This window comes from Marinobacter pelagius (assembly GCF_003315345.1).
Taxonomy (GTDB): domain Bacteria; phylum Pseudomonadota; class Gammaproteobacteria; order Pseudomonadales; family Oleiphilaceae; genus Marinobacter; species Marinobacter pelagius_A.
Genome location: NZ_QNRO01000019.1, coordinates 1 through 20,795, shown reverse-complemented (window position 1 = coordinate 20,795; position 20,795 = coordinate 1). Strand labels below are relative to the sequence as shown.

21 protein-coding genes are annotated in these 20,795 nt (G+C 61.1%); 15 read left to right on the top strand and 6 right to left on the bottom strand.

All coding sequences use genetic code 11. From position 1 onward, the window contains the following. Positions 1-46 precede the first annotated feature (46 nt). The 9 genes from proC (at position 47) to DET50_RS14800 (ending at position 8,325) form a co-directional block, all read left to right on the top strand. Positions 47-880, top strand: coding sequence for a pyrroline-5-carboxylate reductase (gene proC, locus DET50_RS14840; RefSeq protein ID WP_113863590.1), 834 nt, complete (start codon positions 47-49; stop codon positions 878-880). Between the two features lie 22 nt (positions 881-902). Further along, complete coding sequence (locus tag DET50_RS14835) at positions 903-1,487, top strand: YggT family protein (protein ID WP_113863589.1); 585 nt, start codon at positions 903-905, stop codon at positions 1,485-1,487. Between the two features lie 253 nt (positions 1,488-1,740). After that, positions 1,741-3,705, top strand: coding sequence for a dynamin family protein (locus DET50_RS14830; RefSeq protein WP_113863588.1), 1,965 nt, complete (start codon positions 1,741-1,743; stop codon positions 3,703-3,705). A gap of 128 nt (positions 3,706-3,833) precedes the next feature. Next, positions 3,834-4,982 carry a homoserine O-succinyltransferase MetX gene (gene metX / locus DET50_RS14825; RefSeq protein WP_113863587.1) on the top strand — a complete coding sequence of 383 codons (1,149 nt, stop codon included), beginning with the start codon at positions 3,834-3,836 and terminating at the stop codon, positions 4,980-4,982. Then, positions 4,979-5,584, top strand: coding sequence for a methionine biosynthesis protein MetW (gene metW, locus DET50_RS14820; protein WP_113863586.1), 606 nt, complete (start codon positions 4,979-4,981; stop codon positions 5,582-5,584). The genes metX and metW overlap by 4 nt, the downstream gene beginning before the upstream one ends. Next, entirely contained in the window at positions 5,581-6,036 is a 456-nt protein-coding gene (locus tag DET50_RS14815) for a DUF4426 domain-containing protein (RefSeq protein WP_113863585.1), read from the top strand. Before metW ends, DET50_RS14815 begins: the two co-directional genes overlap by 4 nt. Before the next feature lie 3 nt (positions 6,037-6,039). Next, entirely contained in the window at positions 6,040-6,639 is a 600-nt protein-coding gene (gene rdgB, locus DET50_RS14810) for an RdgB/HAM1 family non-canonical purine NTP pyrophosphatase (RefSeq protein ID WP_113863584.1), read from the top strand. Positions 6,640-6,643: 4 nt separating this feature from the next. Next, complete coding sequence (hemW, locus tag DET50_RS14805; protein ID WP_113863583.1) at positions 6,644-7,792, top strand: radical SAM family heme chaperone HemW; 1,149 nt, start codon at positions 6,644-6,646, stop codon at positions 7,790-7,792. Next, entirely contained in the window at positions 7,792-8,325 is a 534-nt protein-coding gene (locus DET50_RS14800) for a hypothetical protein (RefSeq protein ID WP_113863582.1), read from the top strand. Before hemW ends, DET50_RS14800 begins: the two co-directional genes overlap by 1 nt. 14 nt (positions 8,326-8,339) lie before the next feature. Here the strand turns inward: DET50_RS14800 and trmB are convergent, their stop codons facing one another. The 3 genes from trmB to DET50_RS14785 all read right to left on the bottom strand — a co-directional run bounded on the left by trmB (position 8,340) and on the right by DET50_RS14785 (position 10,981). After that, a complete protein-coding gene (gene trmB / locus DET50_RS14795) occupies positions 8,340-9,071 on the bottom strand; it encodes a tRNA (guanosine(46)-N7)-methyltransferase TrmB (RefSeq protein ID WP_113863581.1) in 732 nt (243 codons plus the stop codon). A 71-nt stretch (positions 9,072-9,142) separates the two neighbouring features. After that, positions 9,143-10,675: a YifB family Mg chelatase-like AAA ATPase gene (locus tag DET50_RS14790; RefSeq protein ID WP_113863580.1), complete on the bottom strand. Its 1,533-nt coding sequence runs from the start codon at positions 10,673-10,675 to the stop codon at positions 9,143-9,145. A gap of 51 nt (positions 10,676-10,726) precedes the next feature. Next, a complete protein-coding gene (locus DET50_RS14785; protein WP_113863579.1) occupies positions 10,727-10,981 on the bottom strand; it encodes an accessory factor UbiK family protein in 255 nt (84 codons plus the stop codon). A 381-nt stretch (positions 10,982-11,362) separates the two neighbouring features. On the opposite strand from DET50_RS14785, the gene glnK reads away from it, so the two are divergent. Both glnK and DET50_RS14775 read left to right on the top strand, forming a co-directional pair. After that, positions 11,363-11,701: a P-II family nitrogen regulator gene (gene glnK, locus DET50_RS14780; protein ID WP_091997389.1), complete on the top strand. Its 339-nt coding sequence runs from the start codon at positions 11,363-11,365 to the stop codon at positions 11,699-11,701. 72 nt (positions 11,702-11,773) lie between these two features. Next, complete coding sequence (locus tag DET50_RS14775) at positions 11,774-13,045, top strand: ammonium transporter (protein WP_113863578.1); 1,272 nt, start codon at positions 11,774-11,776, stop codon at positions 13,043-13,045. A 113-nt stretch (positions 13,046-13,158) separates the two neighbouring features. Here the strand turns inward: DET50_RS14775 and DET50_RS14770 are convergent, their stop codons facing one another. Then, entirely contained in the window at positions 13,159-13,350 is a 192-nt protein-coding gene (locus DET50_RS14770) for a DUF6316 family protein (RefSeq protein WP_113863577.1), read from the bottom strand. A gap of 104 nt (positions 13,351-13,454) precedes the next feature. After that, positions 13,455-14,336, bottom strand: coding sequence for a polyamine aminopropyltransferase (speE, locus tag DET50_RS14765; protein ID WP_113863576.1), 882 nt, complete (start codon positions 14,334-14,336; stop codon positions 13,455-13,457). 201 nt (positions 14,337-14,537) lie between these two features. Between speE and speA the strand changes: the two genes are divergently transcribed. From speA to DET50_RS14750, 3 genes are all read left to right on the top strand, one after another. Continuing rightward, positions 14,538-16,448, top strand: a complete 1,911-nt coding sequence (speA, locus tag DET50_RS14760) for a biosynthetic arginine decarboxylase (protein ID WP_113863575.1) — start codon at positions 14,538-14,540, stop codon at positions 16,446-16,448. 170 nt (positions 16,449-16,618) lie between these two features. Continuing rightward, positions 16,619-17,218, top strand: a complete 600-nt coding sequence (locus DET50_RS14755; RefSeq protein WP_113863574.1) for a sigma-70 family RNA polymerase sigma factor — start codon at positions 16,619-16,621, stop codon at positions 17,216-17,218. Beyond that, positions 17,215-17,853 (top strand): ChrR family anti-sigma-E factor, encoded by a 639-nt coding sequence (locus tag DET50_RS14750; protein WP_113863573.1) that lies wholly within the window; start codon positions 17,215-17,217, stop codon positions 17,851-17,853. Before DET50_RS14755 ends, DET50_RS14750 begins: the two co-directional genes overlap by 4 nt. A 55-nt stretch (positions 17,854-17,908) precedes the next feature. Here DET50_RS14750 and DET50_RS14745 read toward each other — a convergent pair whose 3' ends face one another. Next, positions 17,909-18,646 (bottom strand): SDR family oxidoreductase, encoded by a 738-nt coding sequence (locus tag DET50_RS14745; RefSeq protein WP_113863572.1) that lies wholly within the window; start codon positions 18,644-18,646, stop codon positions 17,909-17,911. Positions 18,647-18,883: 237 nt separating this feature from the next. Here DET50_RS14745 and DET50_RS14740 point away from each other — a divergent pair, with 237 nt between their 5' ends. Beyond that, on the top strand, positions 18,884-20,659 hold the full coding sequence (locus DET50_RS14740; RefSeq protein ID WP_113863571.1) for an acyl-CoA dehydrogenase C-terminal domain-containing protein: 1,776 nt from the start codon (positions 18,884-18,886) through the stop codon (positions 20,657-20,659). Positions 20,660-20,795 lie beyond the last annotated feature (136 nt).

Below are 20,795 nucleotides of genomic sequence, written 5' to 3'. Positions count from 1 at the left end.
TATCATCCGGTTCAAACTGTTAACCGTTCAACCGTTGGAGTGAACCTTGAGCACATCGCCCACTATCTCGTTTATCGGAGCCGGCAACATGGCCAGCGCCATTATCGGTGGCATGCTGGACAACGGCTATAAAGCCGGTGATATCTGGGTTAGCGCCCCGGATGACGGTCATCTGCAGGCCATCCGCAAGCGCTTTGGCGTCAGCGTGACCACCGACAACCGTTATTGCGCCCAGCAGGCTGACATGGTCATCCTGGCGGTCAAGCCCCAGGTCATGGCGGACGTTTGCCGCGATATTGCCCCGGTGGTACAGAACACCCGCCCCCTGATGGTCTCCATTGCCGCCGGACTCACTGCCGACACCCTCGACGAATGGCTCGGCGGGGGGCTGCCCATGGTAAGGGTGATGCCCAACACACCCTCGCTGGTGGGAAAAGGCGCTGCCGGCCTGTTCGCCAACAATCACGTGAAAGACGACCAGAAGAAGATGGTCCAGGCCGTGTTTGAAAGTATCGGCTCTGCGCTGTGGGTGGATGACGAAAACCTGCTGCACGGGGTGACTGCCCTGTCCGGCAGTGGTCCCGCCTACTTCTTCCTGATGCTCGAAGCGCTCGAGACGGCAGCCACAGAAGCCGGCATTGAACCGGCCACCGCCCGGGAATTGGCGATCCAGACCATGGCCGGCGCCGCGGAAATGGCCGCCCGGAGCGAGCACGACCCTGCCCAGCTCAAGCGCAATGTCATGTCCCCCGGCGGCACCACCGAGCAGGCAATCAATACCTTCGAGGAAGGCGGCCTGCGAGACCTGGTCAAGAAAGCCTATGGCGCCGCATTCAAGCGCTCGGAAGAAATGGCCGAAGAACTGGCCGGCAAACAGTAACCGATAACGGAGACACAGCTTCATGCTGGCAGACATCCTGATCACCATCCTGTTGATCGCGTCCACCTTTTACCTGACGATTGTGCTACTGCGTTTCCTGCTGCAGCTGGCCCGGGCCGATTTCTACAACCCGATTTCCCAGTTCGTGGTCAAGGCGACCAACCCGCTGTTACGCCCGCTGCGGCGCTTCATTCCGGGCTGGGGCGGTATCGACGGCGCCTCCCTGGTGCTGGCGATCATCATCCAGGCCATCACCTTCTTCTTCATCCTGATCGCACTCAACGGCGGCATTCCGGCGATCAACCCGATCACCCTGCTGGTCTGGGCCGTTCTCAATGTGCTCAGCCTGATAGTAAAAATCTACTTCTGGTCGGTCATCGCGGTGGTGGTGGTGAGCTGGATCGCTCCCCAGAGTGGCCACCCGGCCATTCAGCTGGTTGCCCAGATCACCGAGCCGGTCATGCGCCCGGTACGCAACATCATGCCCGCCATGGGCGGGCTGGATCTGTCCCCGATTATCGTGTTCCTGATCCTGAACGTGATCTCGGTTGTGATTGATCACATGAAACTGGCCGCCGGCCTCGGGTCCATTGGCCTCGGCATGTAACCTGTCTTTCGGATATACATTCGGTAACACCCGGAAACGAAAAACAATGAATCCAGGCCGCAAAATCATCTCATTGATTTTGCGGCTTTTTATTGCAAAAAATTGTGACCTGTCCGTCGAAATGCCAAGGGAAGGTACACATGGATTCAGAAGACGGGATAGTATTACTACTTATTCATGAATTGCTGTAGTCCGCGCGCCCGGCAGGCGGCGGGCGCCGGTATACCGGGAAGTCGCGCAGAAGGAAACTCCAATGAACCCGCAGGGAACTCTGTCGCAGCAGGTAGAGGCTTACCATAACTGGAAGAAGGAACTGATCCGGCAGATCGGGCGCTATCGCCTCTGGCTGCAGGATAACGACCTGTTTTCCGACGACATCAGCACCCGCATCCGAAACGGGCTCGAGCTGCTCATCGAGGATGAGCTCACGATTGCCTTTGTCGGCGAGTATTCCAGGGGCAAGACCGAGCTCATCAATGCCCTGTTTTTCTCGGAGTATGGCCAGCGTATGCTGCCCTCCCAGGCCGGGCGAACCACCATGTGCCCGACCGAGCTGTTCTTTGACCGCACGGCCAACCAGAACTATCTGCTCCTGCTTCCGATCGAAACCCGCACCGGAGAACTGTCCCTGCAGCAACTGCGCAAGCAGCCGGAACGCTGGGTCAAGCACGAGCTCGACGAACGCGACCCGGAAATCATGCGCGAAGTCCTGGCCGAGGTTGCCCGAGTCAAGAGCGTGCCACCGCACGAGGCCCGGAACCTGGGTTTCGACGAGGCCATGCTCGAGCATGACCGCAACAATCCCGGCAATGTTCTGGTACCGGCCTGGCGTAACGCCCAGATCAGCATCCGCCACCCCCTGTTCGAGCGCGGCCTGCGCATTCTTGACACCCCTGGCCTGAACGCCCTCGGTTCCGAACCGGAACTCACTATCAGCATGCTGCCCCGGGCCCACGCGGTGATCTTTGTACTCAGCGCCGACACCGGTGTCACCGCCAGTGACATGACCATCTGGAAGGAACACATCGACACCGAGCATGCCGATCACCGGGCCGGCCGGTTTGCAGCCCTGAACAAGATCGATGTGCTCTGGGATGACCTGCAGGGTGAAAAACACACCCGGGACGCCATCGAACGGGTGCGCAGCTACACTGCTGATCACCTGGGCATCCGTCAGCACGACGTCATTCCGCTGTCGGCCAAACAGGGCCTGATTGCCCGCGTCCGCCGGGATGCCGACCTGTTCGAACGAGCCAACATCGGCCAGCTGGAACAGCTGATCATCAAACGCATCCTGATGCACAAGGAACAGCTGATTACCCAGAGCCTGATCAATGATCTGCTGGGCATGCTCCAGAACAGCCAGGCGGCCATGCAGACCCGGCTCGAGGCCCTGGAAGAGGAACTCCAGGCCTGCTCCGGCGCTACCATGGACAAAGACGCCCTGAGCCGGCTAGCGGAGCGGGCCCAGAAGGATTACGACTTCTACTACAAGAAGCTCATCTCCCTGCGCTCCAGCCGGCGGCTGGTGGATTCCCAGGGCAAGACGCTCAAGGGACTGGTCAGCGAGCAACGCTTCGAAGAGCATGCCGAGAAAATCCGGGCGTCGATGTCGAAGAGCTGGACCACCGCCGGCATGAACCGGGCCATGGATCATTTCTTCGAACTGCTGGAGGCCGACCTCACCAACCTGATGAGTGAGGGTCACCTGGCGGAGAAGATGGTCGGCGCCATTTACCGGCGCTACAACGAAGACACCCGGGCCCGGCACCTGGAACCCATTCCACTGCGCGCCGGTCGGCATGTCATCGCCATCCGGGAGCTGCGCAAGAAAGCCAGGCGCTTCCGGATCAGCCCGAAAAACTTGCTGACCGAGCAATCCCTGCTGGTGCGGCGCTTTTTCAACGTCATGGTCGGAGAGGCCCGCACCCTTCACAAGCGGGTACGCAAGGATGTAGAACGCTGGCCCCACGAGGCCCTGCTCCCCATCATGCAGTATTCCATGGAGCAGAAGCAGCTGTTGGAACACCAGATCCGCCGGCTGAGAGACATGGTCAGGAGCGACCGGGACGGCCGGGCCGAGCGGGAGAAGCTCGAAACCACCATTGCCGACCTGCGTCGCCAGCTTGAGCTGGCCGATGCCATGCAGCGCCAGATCCGTAAACCGGCGCCAACCCTGATCCAGCAGAAGGTGGTGAATATTTCCGGGGTGATCTAGTCCCGGTTCCCAGGCACCTGCTTCCCGGTTGCAGCCATCTCCACCCGGCTATAAACTGCTGGGCTGGCGATGGCTTTGCTGTCGCCGTTCCAGTTACTTACGGATCGAACCAGGAACCTGTCGCGCCGATGCCCGATTCCCTGCCCGCGGATTCTGTCGGGATAGTTACCCCACAGTCTTACCACTTTGACACTCCCATCGAACTGGCTTGCGGCCAGAAACTGGGCAGCTACGACCTGGTGGTGGAAACCTACGGCGAGCTGAACGCCGACGCCAGCAATGCCGTGCTGATCTGCCATGCCCTCAGCGGCCATCACCATGCCGCGGGTTTCCACAGCATGGGTGATCGCAAGCCCGGCTGGTGGGACAGCTGCATCGGCCCCGGCAAACCCATCGATACCAACCGTTTCTTCGTGGTTTCCCTGAACAACCTGGGGGGCTGCCACGGCAGTACCGGCCCGAGTTCGGATAACCCGGCCACCGGCAAACCCTTTGGCCCCGAATTCCCCGTAATTACCGTGAGTGACTGGGTGAAAAGCCAGGCCCTGCTCGCCGATCGCCTGGGCATCGAGTGCTGGGCGGCGGTGGTTGGCGGCTCCCTCGGCGGCATGCAGGCCCTTCAGTGGAGCCTCGATTACCCTGACCGGCTCCGGCACGCGGTGGTGATTGCCTCCACGCCCAGGCTGACCGCCCAGAACATCGCGTTCAACGAAGTGGCACGCCAGGCCATCACCTCCGACCGGGAATTCCATGGCGGCCGCTACTACGATTTTGACACCCTGCCCCGCCGCGGCCTGATGCTGGCACGGATGGTCGGTCACATCACCTACTTGTCCGATGCCTCCATGGGTGAGAAGTTTGGCCGGGAGCTGAGGGAGGAAGCCTACAAGTTTGGCTATGACGCCGAGTTCCAGGTGGAGAGCTATCTGCGGTACCAGGGCGAGCGGTTCTCAGAGTCCTTCGATGCCAACACTTACCTGCTCATGACCAGGGCCCTGGACTATTTCGATCCGGCCTATGAGCACGGCGGCGACCTGTCCCGGGCAATTGCCGCGGCCACGTGCGAGTTTCTGGTGCTGTCCTTCAGCACCGACTGGCGCTTCACGCCCCAGCGCTCCGAGGAAATGGTGAACGCCATGATCTCTGCCCGCAAGAAAGTCAGCTACGCCGAGATTGACGCACCCTGGGGGCACGATGCCTTCCTCATCCCCACCCCCAGGTATACCGACGTCTTCACCGCCTACATGGACCGGGTAGCCAGGGAGGTGGGCGCATGAGACCTGACCTCGAGATCATCCAGCAATGGATCAAACCCGGTCATCACGTGCTGGATCTGGGTTGTGGTGACGGTACCCTGCTCGACTACCTGCAGCGGGAACGCCGGGCCACCGGCTTCGGCCTGGAGATCAACCCGGACCACATCACCACCTGCATGAACAGGGGTGTGGCCGTGATCGAACAGAACCTGGATACCCAGGGCCTGGACAACTTCGATGACGGCATGTTCGATGTTGTACTGATGACCCAGGCCCTGCAGGCCGTTCGCCGGCCTGACAAGGTGCTGGACGAGATGCTGCGACTGGGCCGGGAGGGCATTGTCACCTTCCCCAACTTCGCCCACTGGCGGCTGCGGTGGGGCCTGGCGTTGAGCGGTCGTATGCCCGAATCCGAGGCACTGCCGTATAAATGGTATAACACCCCCAACATCCGCCTGTGTACCTTCAAGGATTTCGAGGCCCTGTGCCGCCAGAAGGGCATCCGGATCAAGAGCCGCCGGGTGGTCGACGGCCAGCACCAGAACAGCTGGTCTGCCCGGTTATGGCCTAACCTGTTGGGGGAAATCGCCATTTACCGCATCACACGGGAGAACGAGCAATGATCAAGCAACTCCGGATTTTCACAACCGTTCTGGCCACCGCCCTCCTGGCCCTGGCCAGCCTGCAGGCCCAGGCCGCCGGCTCCAAGGACTTCGGGGACTACCAGGTGCACTGGAGTGTGCTGCCGAGCACCTTCCTGTCACCGGAAGTGGCCAAGGCCAACGACCTGCAACGCAGCAAGGGCATCGGCATCGTCAATATTTCCATCATGCAGGAGCAGGAAAACGGCACCCTCAAACCCGTCGGAGGGCAGGTAGAGGGCAAAGTCACCAACGATATCCAGCAGGTCAATTTCCTGGCGTTCCGACGCATCCAGGAAGGCGATGCGGTCTACTTCATCGCCGAGTACCAGTATCCGTCGGGTGAGCTGATGACCTTCAATATCACCGCGCGCCCGACCGGCCACCAGCAGGACCTGTCGATCCGTTTTGCCCACACCCTGTTCAGCGACTGAATCATGTCACAGCAACTCGTTATCGCCAGCAACAACAAGGGCAAGATTGCCGAACTGACCGAACTGCTCGCCCCCCTGGGTCTCGCACCAGTTGCCCAGGGCGAGCTGGGCGTGGGTGAGGCGGAAGAACCGGCGGTTACCTTTGTGGAGAATGCCATCCTGAAGGCCCGGCACGCTGCCCGCGAGACCGGCCTGCCCGCGCTTGCCGACGACAGCGGCATTGCCGTGGATGCCCTGGGCGGCCGACCCGGCGTGCGCTCTGCCCGGTTTTCCGGCGAGGAGGCAACCGATTCGGACAACATCGACGCCCTGCTTGATGCCCTCAAGGACGTCCCCGATGGGAACCGCGGAGCCCAGTTCCATTGCGTACTGGTCTATCTGCGCCACGCCGACGATCCGACGCCCATTATCTGCCACGGTCGCTGGCCGGGCCGGATTCTGCGCGAGCCCCGGGGCGACGGCGGCTTCGGCTATGACCCGATCTTCCTGGCGCCGGAACACGATTGCAGCGCCGCTGAACTCAGCCGGGCCGAAAAGGGCCGCATCGGCCATCGGGGCCGTGCCCTTGCCCAGCTGCTGGAACACCTGAAGGCGGAGCTCTGAGGCCATGTCCGCCACTACCCCGGTGGCGGTGAATCCGCCCCTGAGCCTCTACATCCACGTGCCCTGGTGCGTGCGCAAGTGCCCCTACTGCGACTTCAACTCCCACGCGATCCGCGGCGACATTCCGGAGAAGGCTTACCTGGCTGCCTTGCTGGAGGATCTGGAGCAGGATTTGGGGCTGGTTCAGGGCCGGGCGATCCAGACAGTCTTCATCGGCGGCGGCACGCCCTCCCTGATGACGGGCGATTTCTATTTCCAGCTGTTCGAAGCCCTGCGGGACAAGCTTGCCTTTGCGACGGATGCGGAAATCACTCTGGAAGCCAACCCCGGCACCCTGGAACAGGGCCGCTTCGAAGCGTTCCGGCAGGCTGGCATCAATCGCCTTTCCATCGGCATCCAGAGTTTCAACCCGGAGCACCTGCGTGTGCTCGGGCGCATTCACGATCGCGATTCCGCCCACCGTGCCGTGGAAGCGGCCCGAACCGCAGGCTTCGACAACTTCAACCTGGACCTGATGCACGGGCTGCCCGGCCAGACCCCGGATCAGGCCCTGTCGGACCTGCGCGAAGCGCTCAGCCACGAGCCGCCGCACCTGTCCTGGTACCAGCTGACTCTGGAACCGAACACGGAATTTTTCAGCCGCCCGCCGGACCTGCCGGACGATGACCGGCTCTGGGACATCTACCGGGCCGGTGCCGGACTGTTGCGGGAGAACGGCTTCGAGGACTACGAGGTGTCAGCCTGGTGCCAGCCCGGACGGGCCTCCCGGCACAACCTGAACTACTGGACGTTCGGCGACTACCTCGCGCTGGGCGCCGGCGCGCATGGCAAGATCAGCCTCGCCGATGGCAGCATCCGGCGTTACTGGAAAACCCGCCAGCCCGAGGCCTACCTCAACCGCATCGGCAGCCGCACCGCCGGTGTGGAAACCATTGAACCGGACGAGCGGCCGCTGGAATTCCTGATGAATGTGTTGCGGCTCAAGGACGGTGTGGCGGAATCGCTGTTTGCGGAACGAACGGGTTTACCCCTCGAGTCAGTTAGGGTACAACTTGATCAGTTACGGAAGGAAGGATTGCTGGTAAGCGACCGGTTGCAGGCAACGGAGCTTGGCCAGCGATATCTCAACAGCCTGCTGGAGCGTTTTCTCTGATGGACCCGGCACACGGATGGGCAGCCCTGCCAAAAACGCTGAAGACCAGCCTGATCACCGCTGCTCTCCTGCTGGGAGGATTGCTGGTGGTCAACCAGCCATTGCAGACCGGTTCTGCGCCCCAGGGCATCGTCAGCTTCCAGCTGGCCGCCACCGCTGACCAGACCCATGCCATTCTTCGCAGCTGGCGCTCCGACGGCCAGTTCTGGGCCCGGGTTTCCCTGTGGCTCGATTTCGTCTTTATAGCTGCCTACCTGCTCGCCCTGCTGCACCTGACCCGTCACCTGATGCGGGACCGGCCGGGTGTAAGGGAGAGGGTGATTGCCCGCTGGGTACGGGCACTGTTTATTGCGGCGGGCCTTGCGGATGTTACCGAGAACGTCCTGCTGCTGAACAACTTCAACCCGCCCACGGACGCGGTCAGCCTTTCCGCCACGCTCTGTGCGCTGGTCAAGTTTACCGGTCTGACCCTGGGCGTGGCCGGCCTGGTGATCATCCGGGCCGCCCGGCGACATCCCCTCGCACACGGCTGACCCGGTCACCTTGATCAGTTGGTGCGGTGGAACAGCACGTCCCAGACGCCGTGGCCCAGGCGCTCACCGCGCTTTTCAAACTTGGTGATCGGCCGGTCATCCGGACGCGGTGAGAACTCCCCCGGTTCCTTCGCGTTGGCAAAGCCCTCCGATTCGCTCATCACTTCCATCATGTGCTCTGCGTAGTTTTCCCAGTCAGTCGCCAGGTGCAGCACACCGCCTACCCTGAGCTTGTGCCGGAGACGCTGGACAAACTCCGGCTGAATCAACCGACGCTTGTGGTGCTTCTTCTTCGGCCAGGGATCCGGGAAAAACACCATGACCCGATCAAGGCAGGCATCCGGCAGACACAGGTCAATGACATCATTGGCATCAATGTTGTAGATGCGGACATTTTCCAGGCCCCGGTCCTCGATTTCCTTGAGCAGTGCGCCAACACCCGGCAGATGCACCTCCACCCCGATAAAATCCTGCTCCGGCGCGGCCTCGGCCATCTCGGCCAGGGACTTGCCCATACCGAAGCCGATTTCCAGGTTGAGCATGGCATCACGGCCAAACACCTCACGGGGATCGATCATGCCGTCATCGCGGCTCAGGCCGTACTTGGCCCAGCCCCGGTCAAAAGCTTTTTTCTGGCCCTCGGTCATACGACCCTGACGGAGCACAAAGCTGCGGACACCGCGGCGGGTGGTTACCGGGGAATCCGCGGTATCCTTCTGGTCTTGCGGTTCTTTCTGGTCGGTCATCTGGAATCCTTAACCGCAGGCTGCGGGTTCTGGTTAACAATCTGGGCCACAGTTTACCAGAGTCCGTCGGCTCAGGCGGATACCACCGAGTGCCGGCCCTGCTGCCGATCGAGCTGACGGTAGCCCAGGGCTTCCACAAGGTGGGCGTAGGACACCGTTTCCACCGCCTCCAGATCCGCCAGCGTGCGTGCCAGTCTCAGGATACGGTGGAGCGCCCGGGCCGACAGTCCCAGCCGTTCCATGGCGCCGGCCAGCATCCGCTCACTATCAGCATCGAGGCGGCAGGCCTCATGCAGGGCACGCCCGGACAACAGGGCGTTGAGCTGCCCCCGTTCCAGCTGACGCGCCCGCGCGCCTTCCACCCGGACACGCACCGAGGCGCTCGATTCCTCTTCCGTACCCGACTGCATCAATACTTCGCCGCTTTGCACCGGCACCTCCACGTGCAGGTCGAAACGGTCCAGCAAAGGCCCCGAGATTTTCGAGCGGTATCGCATCACCTGGGAAGGCGTGCACTGACAGTCGATGGATGGGTGACCGCTGTAACCACAGGGACAGGGGTTCATCGCTCCCACCACCTGGAAACGGGCCGGGAATCGCACCTGCCGGGCCGCCCGGCTGATGGCGATTTCCCCGGTTTCCATCGGTTCCCTCAGCACCTCGAGTACCCGCCGTTCGAACTCCGGTAACTCGTCAAGGAAGAGTACGCCCCGGTGCGCCAGGGAGATCTCACCCGGACGGGGGCTGCTGCCGCCACCCACCAGTGCCACGGCGGAAGCAGTGTGGTGGGGTGCGCGAAACGGCGGCTCCCGCCAGCGGCCTTCCCGGACCGGCAGTCCGGCCACCGAATGTACGCTCGCCACTTCCATGGCGGCGTCATCCGTCAGCATGGGCAGAATGCCGGGCAAACGACTCGCCAGCATGCTCTTGCCCGTCCCAGGCGGACCAAACAACAAAAGGTTATGACCACCGGCTGCAGCGACCTCCAACGCCCGGCGGGGCACCCGTTGGCCCCGCACCTCGGAGAGATCGGCCACCGGCTGGCGGTCGTCCGCGGCCTGCTCCCGGGTCGCGCCGGGGACAGGAACCAGTCGCGCCCGGCCGGACAAATGCTCGCTTACGGTCAGGATGTGAGCAGCCGCCAGCACATCATCCCGGCTCGCCAGCGCCGCTTCTTCGGCGTTGGCCTGGGGCACCAGCAGCTGACGCCCCTCACTCCGGGCCGCCAGTACGGCCGGGAGAATGCCCTTGAGGGGTCGAAGCGCGCCATCCAGGGACAGTTCGCCGACAAACTCGCAGCCCTCCAGACTCTGCTCCGGAATCTGCCCGGAAGCCGCCAGGATGCCCAGGGCAATCGGCAGGTCAAAGCGCCCACCCTCCTTGGGAAGATCGGCCGGAGCAAGATTGATGGTGATGCGTTTGGCGGGAAATTCGAAGCCGGCGTTCAGCAGTGCACTGCGCACCCGTTCCTTGCTTTCACGGACACCGGTTTCCGGCAAGCCGACAATGGACAGGGCGGGCAGGCCGCCGGAGAGATGGACCTCCACGGTAACCGCAGGGGCCGACACGCCAATGCTGGCGCGGGAATGGACAACGGCAAGCATAATCACCTTCCATGGTTCGTTCGGGCGGGCATCCTGCCCACCAACAGGGCATTACTTGCCCTGGAGTTTCTGTTCCAGCTCGGCCACGCGGGATTCCAGTGCCTCCACCTTTTCCCGGGTCCGCATCAGTACCGCCTGCTGGGCATCAAATTCTTCCCGGGTCACCAGTTCCAGGCGCGACAGGACCGACATCACCGTGGCGCGGGCCTGGGTTTCAAAGTCTTCCCGGGCGGCACGGGCCATATCGGGGACGAACTGACCAAACTGGCCCTGTAGCTGAGCGAGTATATCCTGCGGACCTTTCACGTTTTACCTCACTGGTTCCCAAACTTGCGGATTCCGGCCTGGGCCGGACACCAAAAAGCAGTTCCGGGAGTGTATCACACACGTGGGCCTGCCATACTGTTGCCTGTCAGCTATATAATGGCTGCCGTCGCTGTGCGGCGAATGGCTCCAAAATGGACCGCCGGGCAGCGAGCCGCCCTGTTTTGGTGCGCACTTTTGCGCCAATCTGGGACAAGCAATAGATATCTTGTTGTTTTAAAATATTTTTTTTGCGTTGGCATACCCGATGCTAGAACACTCGTACGCAATCCGCACAATTGGTGTGCGAGGTGGCAGCATCCCGAACTCAACAATCGGCCGACGGGCCCTCACTGTTGGGACGGCTTTACCAAGGAGAAAGCAATGAAACTTGTGACAGCGATCATCAAGCCTTTCAAATTGGATGATGTCCGTGAGGCACTATCCGAGATTGGCGTTCAAGGCGTAACCGTCACTGAAGTCAAAGGCTTCGGTCGGCAAAAAGGCCACACCGAGCTCTACCGTGGCGCTGAATATGTGGTGGATTTCCTGCCCAAGGTCAAGGTCGAGATCGCCATCGGCGACAACCTGCTGGACCAGGTTATCGAGTCGATCACCAAGGCAGCCAACACCGGCAAGATCGGTGACGGCAAGATCTTCGTGACCGAGCTGCAACAGGCGATCCGCATCCGGACCGGTGAAACCGGCGAAGAAGCGGTCTGAGCCTGACCTGACCAACCAGTCAGCCAACGCAAAAAACCTATAACCTGAAGAGCCTTGTGCGGAGGGCTTCAAATGGAAAGCAATCTTTTTCACCTGCAATACGCTATAGATACGTTTTATTTCCTGGTGTGCGGCGCATTAGTCATGTGGATGGCCGCGGGCTTTGCCATGCTGGAATCCGGCCTGGTGCGAGCCAAGAACACCACTGAAATCCTGACCAAGAACGTCGCGCTGTTCGCGATTTCCTGCATCATGTACCTGGTCTGCGGTTACGCCATCATGTACGGCGGCAACGTGTTCCTGTCCGGCATTGCCGATGTGGACGTTGCTGGTGTACTGGGCGATTTCGCCGGCCGTGAAGACGGCTTCGAGGGTGGCTCCATCTACTCCGGCGCCTCTGACTTCTTCTTCCAGGTGGTGTTTGTCGCCACAGCCATGTCCATCGTCTCCGGTGCCGTGGCCGAGCGCATGAAGCTCTGGGCCTTCCTGGTCTTCGCAGTATTCATGACCGGCTTCATCTACCCGATAGAAGGTGCCTGGACCTGGGGCGGTGCCTCTGTATTCGGCATGTACAGCCTTGGCGACCTCGGCTTCAGTGACTTTGCCGGCTCCGGTATCGTGCACATGGCCGGTGCGGCTGCGGCCCTGGCTGGCGTTCTCCTGCTGGGTGCCCGTAAAGGCAAGTACGGCCCGAACGGCGAGATCCGGGCCTTCCCCGGTGCCAACCTGCCGCTGGCGACCCTCGGTACCTTCATCCTGTGGATGGGCTGGTTCGGCTTCAACGGCGGCTCTGTCCTGAAACTGGGTGACATCGCCAGCGCCAACTCCGTGGCCATGGTATTCCTGAACACCAACACCGCCGCGGCCGGTGGTGCAGTTGCCGCCCTGATCACGGCCCGCCTGATGTTCGGCAAGGCTGATCTGACCATGCTGCTCAACGGTGCCCTCGCCGGCCTGGTGGTGATCACTGCCGAGCCTTCCACGCCTAGCGCCCTGACAGCCACCCTCTTCGGCGCCATCGGCGGCGTCCTGGTGGTGCTGAGTATCGTGACCATGGACAAGCTGCGCATCGACGACCCGGTGGGTGCCATCTCCGTACACGGTGTGTGTGGTCTGCTGGGTCTGCTGCTGGTGCCGGTCACTAATGGTGACGTCAGCTTCAGCGGCCAGATCATCGGCGCCATCACCATCTTCGTCTGGGTCTTCGTGGCCAGCCTGGTTGTCTGGGGCATCCTGAAGGCCGTCATCGGTCTGCGGGTCAGCGAGGAAGACGAGTACGAAGGTGTGGACCTGTCCGAGTGTGGTATGGAAGCCTATCCGGAGTTTGTCAGCGGCAAGCAGTGAAGTCGCTGTGAAGTAGGGGTCAGATGAAGAACTTCATCTGACCCCGAGGGATACCGCAGACTGGAAGTGAACATGGGGTCAGATGAACGCTTTCATCTGACCCCTTCTTTCATTCAGACGCCCTGGAACAGGGCATCGTCGGCATGACGCAGATACAGCAGCAACTCCATCTCCGCTTCCCGCATGCTGTCGAACGGCCCCTCGATGGTTCCCTCCCGGGTCTGGAAGTACCACTGACCGTTGATCATTTCAAAGCGCTTACTGCGGAACCAGTTACGCTCCTGCTCTCCCTTGCGTACATCCATAACGACTTCCTCTACAACTTCCTCTGGCTGAATCCAATGCTGATGATCGAAAGACGATCACTGCCTAAAGTCTAGATCAGACTCGGGAAGTGTCTAATTTTGCGTCACGCTTCCCCGGGAACGACCTGATCCTCCAGGGCATCCAGCATGAACTGCGGCATGGCCAGGGCTCCGTGATGGACGCCCGGATTGTAATAACGGGTGACAAACGGGCGATTTGCGGAATCCTCCTCCCGGAAATAACGCAGCGGGTTGGCCTTGCTGGCCATGGTGCAGCTCCACCACCCGGTGGGATAGACCGGCTGGGGGAATGGCAGGGTCTGCACGTGTTCGAAACCGGCCTTGCGCATGTCCTCGTGAATGGACTTGATGATGGTGTCGGTGTGCAGTAGCGGTGATTCACTCTGCTGCACGATGAGGCCACCCTCCCGCAACGCCAGCATGGCATCCCGGTAAAAATCCAGGGCGAACAAGCCCTCGGCGGGGCCGACCGGATCGGTGCTGTCGATAATGATCAGGTCAACGCTGTTGGGCTCAATGTCGCGCATCCACTGGATACCGTCACCAAAAAAGAAGTTGGCGCGGGGATCGTCATTGGCCTCGCACAGTTCCGGGAAATATTTCTCGGACATGCGGGTCACCCGCTCGTCGATTTCCACCTGCCAGGCTTCTTCCACACCCGGATGCTTCAGCACTTCTTTCAGCGTGCCACAGTCACCACCTCCGACAATGACCACCTTTTTCGGATCCCGGTGGGTGAACAGGGCCGGATGGGTCATCATCTCGTGGTACAGGAAGTTGTCACGGGTGGTCAGCATCACACAGCCATCCAGCACCATCAGGTTGCCGAAGGTTTCGGTCTCGTAGATTTCGAGTTTCTGGAACGGTGTCTGTTCCTCGTGCAGTTTCTTCTTCACCTGCAGGGAAAAGGCCGTACCCTGATCCTGAAAGACCTCGGTAAACCATCCCTCGTTCAATGCTGTCATCTGTTGCCTCCCGCTGTGCACCATGGGCTATGTTGAAAGGGGCGTATTGTAGGGCCGGGATCCCGGCAGCCAAAGTATTTATGGTCGTCCGGAAGCACGTATTTTCCACATCCGGTTCTTTCAGCCAACGAAGGTTGGCCCTACAATGGCGCCCATATTTCCGGCACCCGTCCGGCCCGGTTTCCTGAAAGGATAGCAAGCATGAGCGAAGCCAACGGCACTCCTGCCCACAAGGTCTACAACATTGCCCACTGGAGCGACGGTTACATCAGCGTCAACCCGCAGGGTGAGGTCCTGATCAGGCCGGACCGGGGCCGCACCCCGGCCGCCATCAACCTGCCGGAACTGACCCGCAACCTCGGCCAGTCGGGAGTGCAGCTACCGGTGCTCATCCGTTTCACCGACATCCTCCATGACCGGGTCAACACGCTCTGCAATGCGTTCAACCGTGTCGCAGCGGACCAGGGCTACCGGGGCCGCTACACTGCGGTCTACCCGATCAAGGTCAACCAGCAGCGCCGGGTGGTGGAAGAACTGCTGGCGGCAGAACCCGCCGCCTCCGCCGGCCAGATCGGCCTCGAGGCCGGCAGCAAGCCGGAACTGATGGCGGTACTGGCGCTGTCCCGCCAGAACGGTTCCGTGATTGTCTGCAACGGCTACAAGGACCGTGAATACATCCGTCTTGCCCTGATTGGCCAGAAACTGGGGCACCGGGTCTTTATCGTGGTGGAGAAACAATCCGAACTGCCCCTGATCCTGGAGCAGGCCCGGGAGCTTGAGGTAACCCCGCTGATCGGCGTACGAGCCCGCCTGGCCACCATCGGCAAGGGCAACTGGCAGAACACCGGGGGCGAGAAATCGAAATTCGGGCTTTCCGCCAGCCAGGTTCTGGATGTGGTGGACACCCTGCGCGGCGCCGGCGCTCTGGAGTCCCTGCAACTGCTGCACTTCCATCTGGGCTCCCAGATTGCCAACATCCGGGATATCCAGACCGGCCTGAAGGAATGTGCCCGCTTTTACGCCGAGCTGCACGATCTCGGTGCCCCCATCGGAACCGTGGATATCGGCGGCGGCCTGGGTGTGGATTACGAAGGCACCCGTTCCCGCAGCAGCTGTTCCATGAACTATAGCGTGTCCGAATACGCCTACAACGTGGTCCACGTCCTTCAGGCCGAGTGCGAGCGCCAGGGCATTCCGCACCCCGACCTGATTAGTGAGTCCGGGCGAGCCCTGACCGCCCACCACTCGGTGCTGGTCACCAACGTCATTGACCAGGAACAGCCGGACAACCGCACCCCCACCGAACCGGAAGCAGAGGCGCCGGCGCCCCTGCACGATCTCTGGCGAGACCTGGCCAGCCTTGAGGACAACGAATCCCCCCGCTCACTGGCAGAGATCTACCACGACGTGCTACATGCCATGGCCGAAGTTCACAGCCAGTTTGCCCACGGCCTGCTGTCACTGACCGAACGGGCCCGTTCGGAAACCCTGTACACCCGGTGCTGTCGGCTACTCAGAAGCCGCCTGGACAGCGCCAACCGCGCCCACCGGGAAATCATTGACGAGCTCAACGAGAAGCTGGCCGACAAACTGTTCGTGAACTTCTCGCTGTTCCAGTCCCTGCCCGACGTCTGGGGCATCGACCAGATTTTCCCGCTGATGCCGGTCAACGGGCTGAACCGTCCCCTCACCCGCCGGGCGGTCATCCAGGACATCACCTGCGATTCCGATGGCCGTATCGACCAGTACGTGGACGGCCAGGGCATCGAGACCACCCTGCCCCTGCCGGAAGAGAATCCCAATGAGCCATTACTGATGGGCTTCTTCATGACCGGCGCCTACCAGGAAATCCTGGGCGACATGCACAACCTGTTCGGCGACACTCACTCCGTCGACGTCCGCCTGGATGACCGGGGCGGTTATGTCATCGGTGACCCCATCACCGGCGATACCGTGGCCAAGGTACTGCGCTACGTGAATTTCGAGCCGGAGCAGCTGCTGGCCGCCTATCGTCGGAAGTTCTCCGCCAGCGATCTGTCAGAAAGCCAGCAGAAAGCCCTGCTGGCTGAATTGGCCGCCGGACTGGAAGGTTACACCTACCTGGAGGAATAGCGGCCGTTGCGGCCGGCCCGGCCGCAACGGAAAACTTTTCCGATTTTTTGTGGTCCCACTGATCCGGTGTCTTTATGCCCTCGTAAATCCTCCGACTGACAAACCCGCGACGAGTGCATAGAATGATGACCAGAACAAGCTCAAGCCATGCGACTGTCAAGGAGCGTCCGGTGACAACACTGGATCCGAAACCAGCAAAAGCCGAGGGCCGAAAGGATCCCTGGAGCCAGTTGCTGAACAAAGTGGGCAAACACCAGGACCGCGAGGCCTACCACGCGCTGTTCGAGCACTTTGGTCCGCAGATCAAGTATTACGCCATGGCCAATGGCCTGGCGAGCCACGCGGAAGAACTGGTGCAGGAAGTATTTGTCTCGATCTGGCGGCGCTCCTGTCTCTATGACTGGCGCAAGGCGGCGGCATCCACCTGGATTTTCACCATTGCCCGTAACCAGCGCATCGACATGCTGCGCAAGATGCAGAGATCCAGCGCCGAGATGCTGGTAGAGACCGAAGACCTCTGGCAGATCCCGGGCGACAACGAGGATGAACCGGTTACCTCTCTGCACCGTCTTATGTCTGAGCGGCGAATCCGCGAATCACTGAGTCATCTGCCCGAGGAGCAGGTCACAGTGATTGCCAAGGTTTACATGGAGAACAAGTCCCACCAGATGGTTGCGGACGAGCTGAATATCCCCCTTGGTACGGTGAAAAGCCGGGTTCGCCTGGCCCTGAACAAGTTGAAAGTGATTTTGCAGGATCAGAACGTATGACACGGCACCATCCCGATAGCCTGACCCTCATGGAGTACAGCGCAGGAAACCTGAGCGAGCCCCATGCCCTGTGTATCCGGCTCCACCTGGATAAGTGCCCGCACTGCAGGAGCCGTGTAGACACCCTGGACAGCCTGGGCGCGGTGATGATGGAAGAGCAGCCCAAGGTCAACGTCTCCGAGAGCATGTTTGACAGCATTCTGTCCCGCATTGACAGTGAGCCCGCCGGAGAACCGGTGCAACCGGCTCCGCCGAGGATAAGCGCACTGCAGAAGCTGCTCGGGGAAAACCTGAACGAACTGCCCTGGAAGCGACAGCTGGGCGATGTCAGCGTGCTGGACATCAGCGAGAAATTTCCCGGCCAGAGCGAACAGGTGGTGTTGCAGAAACTGGCGGCCGGAGGCAAGGCGCCCGCTCACACCCACCGGGGCAATGAAACGACGATTGTTCTCCAGGGTGCGTTCGCGGACCAGAATGGTGTGTTCAATCAGTGGGACTTTGTCGTGCTCAACGAGCAGGATGAACACAAACCGGTTGCGGTTGGCTGTGAGGACTGCATTACTCTGTCCGTTCTAAGCGCTCCGGTGAAGCTGACCGGACGATTTACTCGCCTTCTCAATCCGTTCATCCGGTAGGTTACTACCCTTATTCTGTGCCGCCCTTTCCTTCGGGGCGGTACAGAATCCAACCTCACCAGGGCAATTCGCTACCATCCCAACTTAAGAAACGCCCGTTACTGCTCTCATCCAGTGATCCGATCACCCTCAACAGGTTGGCTGCAGTTTCCCCGGGCTTATGTACCTGCAGACTGGCCAGTGACTGCTGGAATGGTTCACTGAGCCCCGATTCGGTGGTTCCCGGATGCACGGCAACACAGCTCACCGGCCGACATCGCCTTGGCAATTCCACCGACAGATTCCTGACCAGCATGTTGAGCGCCGCCTTGGAACAACGGTAGGCGTACCACCCGCCAAACCGGTTATCTCCGATCGACCCGACCTTGGCGGAAATCGCCGCAATCCGCTTGAACCGGCGATGCCGCAAATGGGGTATGGTCGCGCGCATCACAGTACCAAAGCCGGTGCAGTTGACGGCAAAGCAGCGTGCCATCGCTCCAGCCTCAAGATCCTCGATCCGTTTTTCGGGAAAAATCTCGCTGTCGTGCAGCAAGCCGGCGGCATAGATTACGGTGTCCAGCTCGCCATCCGGACCCAGCCCTTCCGCCAGGCCGTTACCCAGTTCTTCCACGCTGCCGGTTTCCGCGTCCCACTGGACCAGTCGCAACCGATTGTCCGGGATCTGCTCCCGCAGTGCCTCCGGGTTCCGGCACAGCCCGAGAACGGTCCGTTCGGGATCCGTATCGAGTAACTGGCGGGCCAGGGCGGAGCCTATCGCCCCGCTGACACCTGCAATCAAAACCTGCTTCATGATGTGCTCCAACTGGTTGAAAAGATTACCAAAGGGTTTTCAGAAAAACCCATTAATCGAACCCAACAGGTCGATACGTTTTTTTTATGAAGTTGCGCCACTTTTTTACCCGATTCGTGAAGACCAAAGCGTTCAAACAGCCGTATGAATCACCAGTTTGAAGACGGGTACCGGGCTGAGACGCCCGGGCCTATCACATCCAGGCTGACTGACCTGAAAACGACGAGGAGAGCGTCCATGCAATACCAGGCACCTTCGAATGACCTTCGCTTCCTGCTGTTCGATGTCTTGGGAGCTGACAAGCTGCACGAGCTGGAAAAATACGCCGACGCCACCCCGGACCTGATGTCCGCGGTGATTGACGAGGCCGGCAAGCTGGCGGCGGAAGTCATTCAGCCCACCAACCAGACCGGTGACCGGCAAGGCTGTCAGTACGATCCGCAAACCCGGAGTGTGACGACTCCGGATGGCTTCAAAGAGGCCTACCGCAAATTTGTTGAAGGCGGCTGGACTGCCCTCGACGCGCCCCTGGAGTTCGGCGGCCAGGGCCTGCCCCATACCCTCAAGTTCGTGGTGGATGAAATGGTGTGCTCCACCAACCTGTCCCTGGGCATGTATCCGGGTCTGACCCACGGCGCCATCAGCGCCCTCTATGCCCACGGCTCCGAGGAACTCAAACAGACCTACCTGGAAAAGCTGATCTCCGGGGAGTGGACCGGCACCATGTGCCTGACCGAACCCCAGTGCGGCACCGACCTGGGCCTGATCCGTACCCGGGCCAAGCCCAACGATGACGGCAGCTACCACCTGGAAGGCACCAAGATCTGGATCACCGGTGGTGAGCACGATCTGGTCGACAACATCGTGCACCTGGTGCTGGCCAAGCTGCCCGGCGCACCGGATACCACCAAGGGTATTTCCCTGTTCGTGGTGCCCAAATTCCTGCCGGAATCGGGCGAGCGCAACCCGGCCTTCTGTGGCGGCCTGGAGCACAAGATGGGCATCAAGGGCTCCGCCACCTGCGTGATGAACTTTGAGGGCGCCAAAGGCTGGCTGGTGGGCGAACCCAATGACGGTATGCGGGCCATGTTCACCATGATGAACGAGGCCCGCCTGATGGTCGGCATGCAGGGCCTTGGTCTCGCCGAAATGGCCTATCAGGAAAGCCTCGGCTTTGCCCGGGAGCGCCTGCAGAGCCGTTCGCTTAGCGGCCCGAAAAACCCGGACGGCCCGGCCGACCCGATCATCGTGCATCCGGACGTGCGCCGCATGCTGATGCGCCAGAAAGTGCTGAACGAAGGCATGCGCGCCCTCGCCCTGTTCACCGGTCACCAGCTCGACCTGTCCGTGGCGCACCCGGACGCCGGCGTTCGTGAGTCCGCCGATGACCTGGTGCAGCTGTTGACCCCGGTGGTCAAGGCATTCCTGACCGACGAGGGCTTCAACAACGCCAACACCGGCTTGCAGGTCCTCGGTGGCTCCGGCTTCACCACCGACTGGCCGCTGGAGCAGCTGGTCCGGGACGGCCGGATTGCCCGCATCTACGAGGGCACCAATGGTATCCAGGCCATGGACCTGGTGGGCCGCAAACTGTCACTCAAGGGTGGCCAACTGGTGCGTACCCTGTTTGGCACGCTGACCGACTACCTCAAGGACAATCCGGAGGCACCCCATCGCGAGGAACTGAAAGGTGCGATCAAGGCATTGGAACAGGCCACTCTATGGCTTGCCAGCAACGCTCCCAAGGATCCCGAGCAGGCCGGTGCGGCCGCGACACCCTACCTGCGCCTGATGGCCCTGACCGTGATCGGTTACCTGTGGTCACGCATGGCCGGTGTTGCCGGCGAACAACTTGCCAGTGGTGAGGGCAACCAGCCATTGCTCGAAGGCAAGCAGGTTTCCGCACGCTTCTACTTCCATAAGCTGCTGCCGGAAATCGACTGGCTGCTCAGGGACATCGAAAGCGGCAAGGACAGCCTGATGGCATTTTCCGATGACCATTGGGCTGCCTGATGACCCGATAGCCCCCTCCTCAAGGCCACGCCTTCGGGCGTGGCTCAGATTGCTGACAAACCCTCGCCATCGCGGCGGGGGTTTGTTGTAATTGGGGTATCGACTTTTCAGAGGCTGCCCCATGCTCAAAGAGCCG